The following is a 13992-nucleotide window of genomic DNA, read 5'->3' on the forward strand; positions in this document are numbered from 1 at the left end:
GCGGACGACGGATGCCCGCCAACAACCACGCTCTGACCAGCACCGCGACGTCCCGAGGTTCGAGTGGAACCGGACATCGTTACTCTGAACAGGGAAGAGACCTCGTTACTCTTGACGCAGCAGAGCGAGAATCATCCACACATAAGGAGCAGTACATTGCCGGGTAAAGACGGGTACGATCTGGTCGTCGTCGCGAACCGGCTCCCGGTCGACTTCTCGGTCGGCCCCAAGGGCGACCTGACCTGGCAGCGGTCGCCCGGAGGCCTGGTCACGGCGCTCGAACCGGTGATGCAGGGTGCCGACGGCGCCTGGGTCGGCTGGTCCGGCGCCCCTGACCTCGCGCACGACCCCTTCGAGGCGGACGGCGTCATGCTGGTGCCGGTCACACTGAGCGCCACCGAGATCGAGCGCTACTACGAGGGGTTCTCCAACGACACCCTCTGGCCCCTGTACCACGACGTCATCGCCCCGCCCGCCTACCACCGGCAGTGGTGGGACGCGTACCGCCGCGTCAACCAGCGCTTCGCCGACGCCGCGGCGGCACAGGCGGCCGAGGGCGCCGTCGTCTGGGTGCACGACTACCAGCTCCAGCTCGTCCCCCGCATGCTCCGCGACCTGCGGCCGGACCTGCGCATCGGCTTCTTCGACCACATCCCGTTCCCGCCGGTCGAGCTGTTCGCGCAGCTCCCGTGGCGCCGGCAGATCATCGACGGCCTGCTCGGCGCGGACCTCGTGGGCTTCCAGCGCAACGGCGACGCCGCGAACTTCGTCCGCTCGGCCCGCCGGCTGACCGGGTACACCACGCGCGGCCCCGTCATCACGATCCCGGACGCCGACGGGCGGCCCGGCCGGCACGTGCGCGCCTCGTCGTTCCCCATCTCGATCGACTCCCACCGGTTCGACACCCTCGCGCGCACGCCCGAGGTGCAGGCCCGTGCCAAGGAGATCAAGGCGGACCTGGGCAACCCGGACACGCTGATGCTGGGCGTGGACCGCCTCGACTACACCAAGGGCATCCGGCACCGCATCAAGGCGTACGGCGAGCTGCTCGACGACGGCCGCCTCGACGTCGAGCACGCGACGCTCGTCCAGGTCGCGAGCCCGAGCCGCGAGAACGTGGGCGCCTACCAGGAGCTCCGCGAGCACGTCGAGGTCCTCGTGGGCCGGATCAACGGCGAGTACGGCGAGCTGGGCCACTCCGCGATCCACTACCTGCACCACTCCTACCCGCCCGAGGAGATGGCGGCGCTGTACCTCGCGGCGGACGTGCTGCTGGTGACGTCGCTGCGCGACGGCATGAACCTGGTCGCCAAGGAGTACATCGCGGCCCGATCCGACGAGCGCGGCGCCCTGGTGCTGAGCGAGTTCACCGGTGCCGCCGACGAGCTCTCCCCCGGCCCCCTGCTGGTCAACCCGCACGACATCGACGGCATGAAGGACATCATCGTGGCCGCCGCGACCATGGACCCCAAGGAGCAGCGCCGGCGCATGCGCCGCCTGCGCCGCAAGGTCCTGGCCGACGACGTCGCCAAGTGGTCGGAGACGTTCCTCGGGGTGCTCACCGCGGTGCCGCCGCGCCCGCTCAGCGTGGACCCGCGCGCCGCGGAGCCCCGGCACCACAACCTGCGGGACGCGCTGACGGCGTTCACCACCCTGCCCGAGGGCGTGCCCCCGAAGGGCCTGGCCCGGATGAGCGGCGGGAACGGGCGGCGCAAGAAGCCCACCACGGGCTGGCTCATCGCGTCCGACTTCGACGGCACGCTGGCGCCGCTCGTGGACGACCCGAAGTCGTCCTCCATGACCCGCTCCGCGCGCGCCGCGATCGAGCAGATCCACACCCTCGCGCAGGAGGCGCCGGTGCGCCTGGCGTTCGTCTCCGGGCGCGACCTGTCCGACCTCGCCGAGCGCACGGTCGCCCCCGACGGCACGTTCCTGGTGGGCAGCCACGGCGCGGAGGCCGGCCGGGCCACCGCCACGGGCGTCGAGCAGGTGCCCTTCCACCTCACCACCACCCAGTCAGGCCAGCTCGACGCGCTGGTCGCGGGCTTCGAGTCCGCGGTCTCCGGCCGGGAGGGGGCGTGGGTGCAGGTCAAGCCCGCCGCCGCCGTCGTGCACACGCGCCTGGCGAGCGTGGACGACGCCGCGGCCATCACCGTGGCCGCCGACGAGGTGGCGGCCAACCAGGGGCTGCCCGCCATGCACGGCAAGGACGTGGTCGAGGTGTCCGTGGTGCCCACGAGCAAGGGCGAGGCGCTGCGCAGGCTGCGCGGCACCGTGGCGGCCGAGCTGGGCGTCGAGAAGGTGCGCGTGCTCTACGCGGGCGACGACACGACCGACGAGGCGGCGTTCGGCGCCCTCGAGTCGGGCGACCTGACGATCAAGGTCGGCACGGGCGACACCCTCGCCTCGCACCGCGTGCCCGACCCGGACGCGCTCGCCGCGGTCCTGGCCGGCCTCGCCCGCACGCTGGGCGAGGAGTGACCTGCCTGTGACCTGGTCTGTACCGCGACCTTGACCAACCGGGGTACGATCGCGCTGCAACAGTGTCACCGCCGACACGTGAGTGGAAGCAACGGCACCCGACCACAACGGATCGTCCGGCACGTACCTGCCGGTGGAGGGATGTACTAGTCATGGCTACGGTCACTTTCGATCACGCGACGCGCGTCTACCCGGGCACTGAGCGCCCGGCCGTCGACCAGCTGAACCTGGAGATCGAGGACGGCGAGTTCCTCGTCCTCGTCGGCCCGTCCGGCTGCGGTAAGTCCACGTCCCTGCGGATGCTCGCGGGTCTGGAGGACGTCAACGGTGGGCACATCTTCATCGGTGACCGCGACGTCACCGACGTGCAGCCCAAGGACCGCGACATCGCGATGGTCTTCCAGAACTACGCGCTCTACCCCCACATGTCGGTGGCGGACAACATGGGCTTCGCCCTGAAGATCGCGGGCACCCCGAAGGCGGAGATCCGCCAGCGCGTCGAGGAAGCCGCCAAGATCCTCGACCTGACCGAGTACCTCGACCGCAAGCCGAAGGCCCTCTCCGGTGGACAGCGTCAGCGTGTCGCCATGGGCCGCGCCATCGTGCGCCAGCCCCAGGTCTTCCTCATGGACGAGCCGCTGTCCAACCTGGACGCCAAGCTCCGTGTCCAGACCCGCACCCAGATCGCGTCGCTGCAGCGTCGCCTGGGCGTGACCACGGTCTACGTGACCCACGACCAGACCGAGGCCCTGACGATGGGTGACCGCATCGCGGTCCTCAACGGCGGCATCCTGCAGCAGGTCGGCACCCCGCGCGAGATGTACGACCGGCCGAACAACGTGTTCGTCGCCGGGTTCATCGGCTCCCCGGCCATGAACATCGGCACGTTCGACGTCAAGGAGGGTGGCGTCAAGGTCGGCTCGGCCAGCGTCCCCCTGGAGCGTTCCATCGCCGGCAGCCTCAGCGAGGCCGACGGCGGCAAGGTCACCCTGGGCTTCCGTCCCGAGGCCCTGGACGTCGTCCCGTCCGGCACCGCCGGCTCGTTCGACGTCGAGGTCAACCTGGTCGAGGAGCTCGGCTCCGACGCCTTCGTCTACGGCTCGCTCAAGGGCGACGCCGCCGACGTCGACCTCTCCGCGGGCGACACCAACCAGGTCATCGTGCGCATCGACCCGCGCGGCGTGCCGGACAAGGGCGACGTCATCTCCGTCGCCATCCAGGCCGGCCACTCCCACGTGTTCTCCGCGACCTCGGGCGAACGCCTCGGCTGAGCCGAGCGCCCCTCGCCGAGGTAGGACCATGGCGAAGTAGAAGTGTGGCGAGACAGGACGCCGGCACCAGCCGACGCCCTGTCTCGCCACACTTCTGTCCCGCCGTGATTCAGCCCCGGCGCTCCCGTCGTCCAGAATGGTGCCCATGCCCCAGCAGAACCTCCAGATCACCGCGGTCGCACCCGACCCCACTCTGCTGGACCTCCCCTGGCACGTCCCCCTGGCCGAGTGGCCGGACGAGGTGCTCGCCGCCCTGCCCCAGGGCATCTCGCGGCACGTGGTCCGCTTCGTCAACCACGGCGGCCGCGTGCTGGCGATCAAGGAGATCGGCGAGACCGTCGCCTACCGCGAGTACGCGCTGCTGCGCCAGCTGCACCGCATCGAGGTGCCCTCGGTCGTGCCCGTCGGCGTCATCACGGGCCGCAGCGCGCCCGACGGCGAGCGGCTCGAGGCCGTGCTGATCACCGAGCACCTGCCGTTCTCGCTGCCCTACCGCGCCCTGTTCAGCCAGGACCTGCGCCCCGACACCGCCACGCGGCTCATCGACGCCCTGGCGGTGCTCCTGGTGCGCCTGCACCTCGTGGGCTTCTACTGGGGCGACGTCTCGCTGTCGAACACGCTGTTCCGGCGCGACGCCGAGACCTTCGCCGCCTACCTGGTCGACGCCGAGACCGGCGACATGCACCGCACGCTGACGAAGGGCCAGCGCAGCTACGACGTCGACCTGGCGCGCACCAACATCATCGGCGAGCTGATGGACCTCGCCGCGGGCGAGCTGCTCGACGAGGACGTCGACGAGGTCTCCATCGGCGACGCCCTCGTGGAGCGGTACCAGGAGCTGTGGGCCGCCCTGACGATCTCGGAGGCGTTCGACTCCGAGGAGCGCTGGCGGGTCGCCGCGCGCATCGAGCGGCTCAACGACCTGGGCTTCGACGTGGGCGAGCTGGAGATCACCACCGACATCGACGGCACCAAGGTGCGCATCCAGCCCAAGGTGGTCGACGCCGGGCACCACTCCCGCCGGCTGCTGCGCCTCACGGGCCTGGACGTCCAGGAGAACCAGGCGCGCCGCATGCTCAACGACCTCGACAGCTTCCGGGCCGCGACCGACCGGCAGAACGACCAGGAGCAGATCGTGGCGCACGCCTGGGTCCGCCAGGTCTTCCGCCCCACGATCGACGCCGTGCCCCGCGAGATGCGGCGCAAGCTGGAGCCCGCGCAGCTCTTCCACGAGATCCTCGACCACCGCTGGTTCATCTCGCAGCAGGCGCAGCGGGACATCCCGCTGCCCGAGGCCGCGAAGTCCTACGTGGAGAACGTGCTGCGGCACCGGCCCGACGAGGACGCCCTGCTCGGCCTCGCGCCGGGCGAGGCCGAGCAGCAGTCGTAGCCGCCGGCGGGCACGACGGGAGGGCCTAGCCGGCCGCCTCGGACCGCTGGCGCGCCACCTCGTACAGCGTGATGCCCGCCGCCACGGCGGCGTTCAGCGACTCGGTCGTGGCCGCGATCGGGATGGAGACCACGGCGTCGCACGCCTCGCGCACGAGGCGGGACAGGCCCTTGCCCTCCGACCCGACGACCAGCACCAGCGGGTCCGTCGCATACGCGAGCTCGCCCACGGGCATGTCGCCGCCGGCGTCGAGCCCGACCACGAAGCAGCCGGACTTCTTCAGCTCGGCGAGCTCGCGGGCCAGGTTGGTCGCGCGCGCCACGGGGACGCGCGCGGCGGCGCCCGCGGACACCTTCCAGGCCGACGCCGTCACGCCCGCCGCGCGCCGCTCCGGCACCAGCACGCCGTGCGCGCCGAACGCCCCGGCGGACCGCAGCACGGCACCGAGGTTGCGGGGGTCGGTGATGCTGTCCAGCGCCACGATCAGCGCCGGCTCGCCGGCCTCGGCCGCGACGTCGAGCAGGTCGTCGGCGTCCTTGTAGTCGTACGCCGGAACCTTCATCGCGACGCCCTGGTGCACGGCGCCGTCCGTCATCCGGTCCAGGTCGAGGCGCGACGCCTCGAACATGGGCAGGCTGCGCGTGTGCGCGATCTCCAGGATCTCCTGGGTGCGGTCGTCCGACTCCAGGCGCGAGGCCAGGTAGATGCCCTCGGTGGGCATCTCCGCGCGCAGCGCCTCCAGGACGGCGTTGCGGCCCGCGACGACCTCGGCCGCCCCGGCGCCCTTGCGCCCGGCGCCGCGCCCGCCCGGGCCGCCCGGACGGCGTCCGGCCACGGCTGCCCGCTTCTCCGCGGCGACCTTGCGCTCGTGCGCGGGGTGGTAGGTACGGTCCTCCGCCTTGGGCGTCGGGCCCTTGCCCTGCAGCCCCTTGCGGCTGTGGCCGCCGGTGCCGACCTGGGCGCCCTTCTTGGAGCCGGCCTTGCGCACCGCTCCGGCGCGCTTCGAATTGCCTGCCATGGTTTGTCTCGTCTCTCAGCCGGTGGTCGAGCTTGTCGTGACCACCGCAGGTATCGGTCGAGGCGGTCCCGACAAGCTGGACCACCAGAAAAAGTTCAGGAGAGGGACCAGCGGGCCCCGTCCGCGGAGTCCTGGACCTCGATCCCGGCGGCCGCGAGGCGGTCCCGGATAGCGTCCGACGCCGCCCAGTCCTTCGCGGCCCGCGCCTCCGCGCGCGCCTTGAGCTCCGCCGCGACGAGCCCGTCGAGGGCCGTCGCGTACCGGTCGTCGCCCGACGTCGACCACTGCGGGTCGGCGGGGTCCAGGCCCAGCACGTCGAGCATCGCACGCAGCGTCACCAGCTCGTCGCGGACCGCGGCGTCGCTCCCGGAGGCGAGGGCCGTGTTGCCCGCCCGCAGGTGCTCGTGCACCACGGCGAGCGCCTGCGGCACGTTCAGGTCGTCGTCCATCGCGGCGGCGAACGCCTCGGGGACCTCCGCCTTGGCGACCTCCTCGGCCGGCACGTCGCCGACCCGCTCCGAGGCGCGTGTCACGAAGCCCGTCAGCCGCTCCCAGGTGGTGCGCGCCTCCTCCAGGGTGTCGGGCGCCCACTCGAGCATGGACCGGTACTGCACGGCCGCCAGGGCGTACCGCACCACGGGCGCGGGCGCCTGGGCCAGCAGCTCGCTGACGAGCAGCCCGTTGCCCAGCGACTTCGACATCTTCACGCCGGACTGGGTGACCCACGCGACGTGCATCCAGCGCTGCGCGAACCCGTAGCCCGCGGCCCGCGACTGTGCCTGCTCGTTCTCGTGGTGCGGGAACCGCAGGTCGAGGCCGCCGCCGTGGATGTCGAACGTCTCGCCCAGGTAGCGCCGGGCCATCGCGGAGCACTCCAGGTGCCAGCCCGGGCGGCCGCGGCCGAACGGGGTGTCCCACGACGCCGACTCCGGCTCGCCCGGCTTGGCAGCCTTCCAGAGCGCGAAGTCGTGCGGGTTCTTCTTGGCCGCCCCGGCGGTGCCCGCCGTGGCCTCAGCGCCCTCCTCGGGGCTGAGGTCCTCGACCTTCTGCCGGGTCAGCTCGCCGTAGGCGGGCCAGGAGTGCACGTCGAACCAGACGTTGCCCTCGCCGGTGGCGTAGGCGTGGCCCCGCTCGACGAGGCGCTCCATGAGCCCGACCATCTCGGGCACGCTGCCCGTGGCCCGCGGCTCGTAGGTGGGCGGGATGACGCCGAGCGCGTCGTACGCCTGGGTGAACACGCGCTCGTACAGCGCGGCGTGCGCCCACCACTCCCGGCCGGCTGCGGCCGACTTGGCCAGCACCTTGTCGTCGATGTCCGTGACGTTGCGGATCAGGGTGACCTTCAGGCCCCGTCGGGTGAGCCACCGGCGCAGCACGTCGAACGCGACGACCGGGCGCAGGTGGCCTACATGAGGGGGTGCCTGGACCGTGGCGCCACACAGGTAGATGCCGACCTCGCCCGGGGTGATGGGGGTGAAGTCGCGCACCTCGCGCGCAGCGGTGTCAAACAGGCGAATAGTCACCTGTCAAGGGTACCGGCGCTTCAGGTTCCCGCCTCGACAATTGTCCGCGCCCTCTCGAGGGTCTGCCGCATGCCCCGGACGTTCACCCGGCGCCGGTGCCAGCCCGCCAGGGCCCAGTACGCGCGGGCGACGCCGCGCTGCTCCAGCTCGAACGACTCGGTCACGTCCGTGCCGCCGCCGTCGGCGGGGGCGAGCTGGTAGCGCCAGTTGTTAAGGCGCCGGCCGCCCAGGTACACCGTGAAGCCGAAGTCGCGGGCCGGCTCGCAGTGGGTCACCTTGCACTGCGACCAGTACACGGGCCCCACGCCGTTGCGGCGCACGTGCCCGCGGAAGTGAGCGCCGACGGCGGGGCCGGTCGCGCCGTCGGTCCACTCCGCCTCGAACGTCTCCGGACTCAGCTCACCGATCCGTGTGACGTCGCTGAGCAGGTCCCAGACCTGCTCGGGGGTCGCGTCCATGTGCACCGTCACTGCTGCTCGCATCCGTGCAGGCTAACGGCTCCGTGCAAGCCAACGGCTCAGGCGGCGTCGGCCAGCACGCGGGCCACGTGCCGGTGCCCGCGCAGCTCGTACCCGACCACCGAGATCGCCGGCGCGAGCATCACCAGGAGCAGGGCCCACGCCATGGCGACGCCCGCCGCCGCGGCGGCGACGGCCACGCCGAGCAGAGCCACCGTGCTCAGCACCAGGAACAGGTGCAGCGGGCTGAAGGACCGGGACAGGACCCAGAACTGCGTGTGGTCGGCCACCACGAACACGAGCACCGGCACGGCGACCGCCAGCACCGTCGCGACGGCACCCAGGTGGGAGTGGCCCTCCAGGTAATAGCCCGCGACGTGCAGCCCCGCTCCGACGCCCGCGAGCGCGGCGAAGACCACGATGTTGCCGTAGCCCCAGCCGAACGACCGCTCCCGGTACCGGTGCAGCAGCTCGGCGTCGGGCGTCTGGTAGTAGGTCCACCAGAGCCCGAAGGTGAGGCCGGTGCCCGCGAGCGCCACGAGGGCGGCGTCGAGCGTCCAGCCCGAGTGCTCGACGACGGCGGACAGCGACGCGACGGTACCGATCACGCCCTCGCCGAGGGTGATGATGGCGAGCAGCCCGTAGCGCTCGGCCATGTGGTGGGCGTGCCACGGGGTGCTGCTGCGGCCGGGGCCGGTCGTGCGGAACCGCTCGGCGACGTACGGCCCTGCCATCTCCGCGAGGCCGAGCAGCACGCCGCCCACGAGGAAGACGGGGACGGTCACGGGCGCGACGGCCAGGATCACCCAGCCGACCTGCGTGATGACCAGGGTGCGCACGTACGACATGCAGGTGGCGCGGTACTCGGGCGCCTGCCGGGCCGCGCGCAGCCACTGCACGAGCATGGCGAGCCGCATGACGATGTACCCGGCGACCATGACCTCGTTGTGCACGCGGGCGCCCTCGTCGAGCGACCGGAACATCTCGGGCAGCCCGAGCGCCAGGATCACGACGCCGATCATCTGGACCATCGTGGTGACGCGGTAGAACCAGTCGTCGGTGTCGAACGCGGAGGCGAACCAGGTGAAGTTGATCCAGGCCCAGCAGATGGCGAACATCGAGAACGAGAACCCGACGATGCCCGACATGGCGTGCCCCTCGGAGAGCAGGTGCGCGCCCTGCTCGCCGGCCACCCCGAACGCGACCACGAACGTGAGGTCGAACAGCAGCTCCAGCGGGGTCGCCGTGCGCGCCGGCTCGTGCGGGTCGCGCCCCGTCATCGGCCGGTTGCGGTGGTGCAGTGTGGGCATGGGCTTGTTCTACCCGATGGCCCGGCGGGCGGCCTACCCGAAGTTCTTGTGCTCGCCCCGGTAGGTCGGCACGGTCTCCGTGACCTCGGTGCCCCGCACGAGGTGGACCTGGTCGAACCGCTCCATCATCTCGCCGGCCTTCGCGTGCCGGAGCCAGACGCGGTCGCCGGTGCGGAGCATGCCGCCGTCGGGCCGCCTGGCGCGCAGCGGTGTCTGGACCTCGCCCGCGCCCTCCGTCCCGCTGAGCGTGTAGCCGGGCGTGAAGATGCGCGGCAGCCGCGCCTTGCCCGCCTGGCCCGACGCCGCGTACCCGCCCGAGAACGCCGTGACCCAGCCGAGGGCGGGCTCCCGGACCACGTCGAGCCCGAAGAACGCCGCGGGGCGGGACTCGAAGGACCGGTAGCCGTCGAAGAGACCCGGGGCGAACAGCCCGGAGCCCGAGGTCACCTCGGTGACGCCGGGCGCGCTGCCGCTCACCTCGATCGAGCCGGTCCCGCCCGCGTTGACGAGCTCCACGTCGTGCCCGACGGCGTCCCGCACGGCCGCGAGGATGCGCACCCGGCGGTCGTTGACCTCGCGCATCGTGAGCCGCTTGACGACCCGGACGGCGGGGCTGGTGTCGGGCAGGCCGGCCACCTGGGCCTCGTAGAACATCAGGCCGCGCACCGCCAGGCCCTTCGCCTGGGCCACGGTCGCCAGGGCGGCGACCTCGCCGGGCTCGCGCAGGGGCGAGCGGCGCACGCCGAGGTGCGCGGTCAGCGGCCCGACGCCGACGCGCAGCGAGCAGTCGACGTCCAGGCAGACCTGGACCGGGGTGGCACCGGCTCCTTGCGTGCCACCCGCTCCGGCCGCCCCTGCCGCCTCCACCGCGTCGGCGATCAGCCCGAGGTGGGCCACGTCGTCGACCATCAGGGTGACCTGGGCCCGGGCCGCGGGGTCGGCCACAAGCTCCGCCAGCGCCTCCCGGTCCACCGTCGGATAGCCGACCAGCACGTCGCGCATACCCTCGCCGACCAGCCACAGCGCCTCGCGCAGGGAGTACGCCATGACGCCGGCGAAGCCGTGCCCGAGGGCCCGCTCGACGAGCGAGCGCACCCGCACGGACTTCGACGCCACGCGCACGGGGACGCCGTCGGCCCGCTTGAGGATGTCGAGGGCGTTGGTGTCGAACACGTCCAGGTCGACGACCGCGACGGGGGCGGGCAGGCCGGACGTGGCGGCGGAAAGCCGCGCGGCGGTGTCTGCTGCGGAGCTCATGCCCGAACGCTACTCCGGTTCTGTCCCCCGGAGCGGACGCGTGGGATAGTGCTCGCGTGATCTGGACGAACTGGGCACGCAACGTCAGCGCCGAGCCCGCGCGACAGGAACAGCCGGCCTCCGAGGAGGAGCTGTCCGACGCCGTGCGGCGCGCGGTGAAGGACGGGCACACGGTGCGCGCGGTCGGCGCGGGCCACTCGTTCATGCCGGCGGCCGCCACCGACGGCGTGCAGCTCAACCTGGACCACCTGGACGCCCTGCACCGCGTCGAGCGCGACCCCGACACCGGGCACGCCCTGGTCACGGTGGGCGCGGGCATGCGGCTGCACCAGCTCAACCGCATCCTGGCCGAGCGCGGCCTCGCGATGCAGAACCTCGGCGACATCGACCGGCAGTCGGTCGCGGGCGCCATCTCCACCGGCACGCACGGCACGGGCGCGCGGTTCGGCGGCCTCGCCACCCGCGTGCGGGCCCTGACGGTCGTGGGGCCCGACGGCGACGTCGTCCGCGCCGCTCCCACCGAGCGGCACGACCTGTTCGAGGCCTCCCGCCTGGGCCTGGGCGCCACCGGCGTGCTGAGCACGGTGACCGTCGAGGCCGTCCCCGCCTTCGACCTGTACGCCGTCGAGGAGCCGTGGCCCCTGGACCGGGTGTTCGAGGAGCTCGACGACCTCGTCGCGGGCAACGACCACTTCGAGTTCTACTGGTTCCCCGCCACGCGCCGCGCCCTGACGCTCCGCAACACGCGGGTCGACGCCGGGGTGAGCGCCGGGTCGGGTCTCGCGCACGGGATGCGGAAGGCCGTCGGGGCGTGCCGCTCCTTCCTCGACGAGGAGGTGCTGTCGAACGCGCTCTTCGGGACGGTCAACCGGATCGCGACCCTCGTCCCCGCGGCGACGCCCACGCTGAACGCGATCTCGGCCCGCGCGCTGAGCGCCCGCCGGTACACGGCGCCGTCGCACCACGTGTTCTGCACCCACCGCCGCGTGCGGTTCCGCGAGATGGAGTACGCGGTGCCGCGGGCCGCCGTCGTGGGGGTGCTCAACCAGCTCGACGCGTGGCAGCGGGCCACGGGCGAGAACGTGCCGTTCCCGGTCGAGGTGCGCTTCGCGCCCGCCGACGACGTGTGGCTCTCGACCGCGTACGGCCGCGACACCGCCTACGTCGCCGTGCACCAGTACTGGCGGCTGCCGTACGCGCGGTACTTCGACGCCGCCGAGCAGATCTTCACCGCGGCGGGCGGGCGCCCGCACTGGGGCAAGATGCACACGCGCGACGCCGACTACCTGGCCGGCCAGTACCGCCGCTTCGAGGACTTCCGCCGGGCGCGCGAGGCGGCCGACCCCCAGGGCGTCTTCGCCAACCCGTACACCGAGCGGGTCTTCGCCATCTAGGCCCGGGCCAGGCCCGGGTGGACGAGCCTCAGGGCTCCATGTCGTCGAACACGTCGTGCGTCAGGTCGGAGAAGGCGGAGCGCGCCGCGGCGTCGTCCTGGTCGACCATCCACGCGAGCTCGATGCCGTCGATGCGGATCGCCACCGTCCGCGCCAGCGCGTCGATGTCGGTCCGGTACTTGGCCTCGGCGACGTCGGCGAGCCGCAGCAGGTACTCCCGCGTCATCACGATGCTCTGCTTGAGGTGCGCCTGCGCCACCTCACGCAGCACCGGCGTCCGCGCGCCCGAGACCGCGAACTCGAAGGTCAGCAACCGCATGTGCTGGTGCTGCTTGAGCCCCGTCAGGAGGGCGTCCACGGCCGTGTCGGCCAGGGTCGTGTGGTCCGGCCCGACCTCCAGAGCCGAGATCATCGGCTCGGACGCCCGCATGGCGATGGCGCGGCCCATGGCCCGCAGCATCGCGTCCTTGTCGTCGAAGCAGTAGTGCACGGTGCCGAGCGAGATGCCGGCCTCCTGCGCCACACGGCGCACGGTCACCGACTCCACGCCCTCGCGCATCGCGACGCTCAGCCCGGCCTCGACGATCTCGGCGCGCCGCTCGTCGAGCGGCTTGCGCTTGTTGTTCATGCCGCCGCCCTGCCGTCGGGCACCACGAGGGCGGTCGCGATGGCCGCGACGCCCTCGCCGCGCCCGGTCAGCCCGAGCGCGTCCGTAGTCGTCGCGGTCAGCGACACCGGCGCGCCCGCGGCGGCGGACAGCGCCGTCTGAGCCTCGTCGCGCCGGGTGCCGACCCGAGGATGGTTTCCGATCACCTGAACAGCCACATTACCGATCATGTACCCCGCAGCCCGAACGCGCCTCGCGGCCTCGGCCAGAAGCGTGGTCCCCGAGGCGCCCGCCCACTCGGGACGGCCCGTCCCGAAGTGCGACCCGAGGTCGCCCAGGCCCGCCGCCGAGAACAGCGCGTCCGCCGCGGCGTGGGCGGCGACGTCGGCGTCGGAGTGCCCGGCCAGGCCCCGCTCCCCCGGCCAGTGCAGGCCCCCGAGCCACATCTCGCGGTCCGAGCCGTCCGGTGCGAAGGCGTGCACGTCGACGCCGATCCCCGTGCGCGGCAGGGGGTAGGCGCCCGGGGCCGGGACCACCAGGTCCGGCGTGCTCGACGGGTCGGTCATGCGTTCGTCTCCTGCAGCACGAGGGACGCGAGCCACAGGTCGCGTTCGGTGGTGATCTTGAAGGCCGCGGCGTCGCCCGGCACGATGTGCACCGGCTCGCCGAGCACCTCGACGAGCCCGGCGTCGTCGGTCGCCGCCAGGTGCTCGGCCTGGGCCCGGGCGGCGCCCGTGCGGTGCGCGCGCACCAGCAGGTCGCGCGCGAAGCCCTGCGGCGTCTGCACGGCGCGCAGCATCGAACGGTCCGGGGTGCCGGTGACGAGCTCGGCGTCGCCGTCCGGGCGCACCTGCTTCACCGTGTCCGTGACCGGCAGGCCGGGCACGACGGCGCCGTGGCCGCCCCGCACGGCACCCACGACGCGCCGGACCAGGTCCGGGGGTACGAGGGGGCGGGCCGCGTCGTGCACCAGCACGACGTCGTCGCCCGGCCCGGCGAGCGCCAGGCCGGCGCTGACGGAGGCCTGTCGCGTGGGTCCGCCGTCCGTCACCTCGACGGGGACCTGCACGTGCGGGTCGTCCGCCATGAGGTCGGCCATCACGGCTACGAGCCCGTCGGGCGCGGTCACCACGATCGAGTCCACGACCCCCGAGGCCGCCAGGCGCCGCGCGGCGTGGAGCACGAGCGGAAAGCCGTCCAGCTCCACGAGGGCCTTGGGCAGGTCACGTCCCAGTCGGGAGCCCGAGCCGGCGGCCGTCAGGATTGCAAGGGTCGTCATCTCG

12 protein-coding genes are annotated in these 13992 nt (G+C 72.8%); 4 read left to right on the top strand and 8 right to left on the bottom strand.

What is annotated here, in order from left to right:
- The first annotated feature begins 156 nt into the window (after window positions 1-156).
- The 3 genes from otsB to FHX71_RS21685 all read left to right on the top strand — a co-directional run bounded on the left by otsB (window position 157) and on the right by FHX71_RS21685 (window position 5142).
- A complete protein-coding gene (gene otsB / locus FHX71_RS21675; protein WP_220490234.1) occupies window positions 157-2481 on the top strand; it encodes a trehalose-phosphatase in 2325 nt (774 codons plus the stop codon).
- 152 nt (window positions 2482-2633) lie between these two features.
- Complete coding sequence (locus tag FHX71_RS21680) at window positions 2634-3752, top strand: ABC transporter ATP-binding protein (RefSeq protein ID WP_182619492.1); 1119 nt, start codon at window positions 2634-2636, stop codon at window positions 3750-3752.
- 145 nt (window positions 3753-3897) lie between these two features.
- Window positions 3898-5142 carry a DUF4032 domain-containing protein gene (locus FHX71_RS21685; RefSeq protein ID WP_376770155.1) on the top strand — a complete coding sequence of 415 codons (1245 nt, stop codon included), beginning with the start codon at window positions 3898-3900 and terminating at the stop codon, window positions 5140-5142.
- 25 nt (window positions 5143-5167) lie between these two features.
- On the opposite strand, the gene rlmB is transcribed toward FHX71_RS21685, so the two are convergent.
- From rlmB to FHX71_RS21710, 5 genes are all read right to left on the bottom strand, one after another.
- A complete protein-coding gene (gene rlmB, locus FHX71_RS21690) occupies window positions 5168-6160 on the bottom strand; it encodes a 23S rRNA (guanosine(2251)-2'-O)-methyltransferase RlmB (protein WP_182619494.1) in 993 nt (330 codons plus the stop codon).
- Window positions 6161-6255: 95 nt separating this feature from the next.
- The gene (gene cysS / locus FHX71_RS21695; protein WP_182619495.1) at window positions 6256-7683 is read right to left on the bottom strand and encodes a cysteine--tRNA ligase; all 1428 of its coding nucleotides are present in this window, start codon (window positions 7681-7683) and stop codon (window positions 6256-6258) included.
- A 20-nt stretch (window positions 7684-7703) separates the two neighbouring features.
- On the bottom strand, window positions 7704-8165 hold the full coding sequence (locus tag FHX71_RS21700) for an SRPBCC family protein (RefSeq protein ID WP_182619496.1): 462 nt from the start codon (window positions 8163-8165) through the stop codon (window positions 7704-7706).
- Window positions 8166-8200: 35 nt separating this feature from the next.
- A complete protein-coding gene (locus FHX71_RS21705) occupies window positions 8201-9451 on the bottom strand; it encodes a low temperature requirement protein A (RefSeq protein ID WP_182619497.1) in 1251 nt (416 codons plus the stop codon).
- Between the two features lie 33 nt (window positions 9452-9484).
- A complete protein-coding gene (locus FHX71_RS21710; RefSeq protein ID WP_182619498.1) occupies window positions 9485-10708 on the bottom strand; it encodes a type III PLP-dependent enzyme domain-containing protein in 1224 nt (407 codons plus the stop codon).
- A gap of 56 nt (window positions 10709-10764) precedes the next feature.
- Between FHX71_RS21710 and FHX71_RS21715 the strand changes: the two genes are divergently transcribed.
- On the top strand, window positions 10765-12102 hold the full coding sequence (locus FHX71_RS21715; RefSeq protein WP_182619499.1) for a D-arabinono-1,4-lactone oxidase: 1338 nt from the start codon (window positions 10765-10767) through the stop codon (window positions 12100-12102).
- Window positions 12103-12130: 28 nt separating this feature from the next.
- On the opposite strand, the gene FHX71_RS21720 is transcribed toward FHX71_RS21715, so the two are convergent.
- Genes FHX71_RS21720 through ispD form a run of 3 tightly spaced genes read right to left on the bottom strand, consistent with a single transcriptional unit; the run spans window position 12131 to window position 13988 of the window.
- Window positions 12131-12730 carry a TetR/AcrR family transcriptional regulator gene (locus FHX71_RS21720; protein WP_182619500.1) on the bottom strand — a complete coding sequence of 200 codons (600 nt, stop codon included), beginning with the start codon at window positions 12728-12730 and terminating at the stop codon, window positions 12131-12133.
- Window positions 12727-13275, bottom strand: coding sequence for a 2-C-methyl-D-erythritol 2,4-cyclodiphosphate synthase (gene ispF / locus FHX71_RS21725; protein ID WP_182619501.1), 549 nt, complete (start codon window positions 13273-13275; stop codon window positions 12727-12729). The genes FHX71_RS21720 and ispF overlap by 4 nt, the downstream gene beginning before the upstream one ends.
- Complete coding sequence (gene ispD, locus FHX71_RS21730) at window positions 13272-13988, bottom strand: 2-C-methyl-D-erythritol 4-phosphate cytidylyltransferase (protein ID WP_182619502.1); 717 nt, start codon at window positions 13986-13988, stop codon at window positions 13272-13274. Before ispD ends, ispF begins: the two co-directional genes overlap by 4 nt.
- Window positions 13989-13992 lie beyond the last annotated feature (4 nt).

The sequence above is a fragment of the Promicromonospora sukumoe genome, from assembly GCF_014137995.1.
Lineage (GTDB): Bacteria > Actinomycetota > Actinomycetes > Actinomycetales > Cellulomonadaceae > Promicromonospora > Promicromonospora sukumoe.

Bases quoted from the DNA above. Each gene is read 5' to 3' on its own strand.
- FHX71_RS21680 (WP_182619492.1), top strand. From the start codon at position 2,634: ATGGCTACGGTCACTTTCGATCACGCGACGCGCGTCTACCCGGGCACT.
- FHX71_RS21685 (WP_376770155.1), top strand. From the start codon at position 3,898: ATGCCCCAGCAGAACCTCCAGATCACCGCGGTCGCACCCGACCCCACT.
- rlmB (WP_182619494.1), bottom strand. From the start codon at position 6,160: ATGGCAGGCAATTCGAAGCGCGCCGGAGCGGTGCGCAAGGCCGGCTCC.
- FHX71_RS21700 (WP_182619496.1), bottom strand. From the start codon at position 8,165: ATGCGAGCAGCAGTGACGGTGCACATGGACGCGACCCCCGAGCAGGTC.
- FHX71_RS21705 (WP_182619497.1), bottom strand. From the start codon at position 9,451: ATGCCCACACTGCACCACCGCAACCGGCCGATGACGGGGCGCGACCCG.
- FHX71_RS21710 (WP_182619498.1), bottom strand. From the start codon at position 10,708: ATGAGCTCCGCAGCAGACACCGCCGCGCGGCTTTCCGCCGCCACGTCC.
- FHX71_RS21720 (WP_182619500.1), bottom strand. From the start codon at position 12,730: ATGAACAACAAGCGCAAGCCGCTCGACGAGCGGCGCGCCGAGATCGTC.
- ispF (WP_182619501.1), bottom strand. From the start codon at position 13,275: ATGACCGACCCGTCGAGCACGCCGGACCTGGTGGTCCCGGCCCCGGGC.
- ispD (WP_182619502.1), bottom strand. From the start codon at position 13,988: ATGACGACCCTTGCAATCCTGACGGCCGCCGGCTCGGGCTCCCGACTG.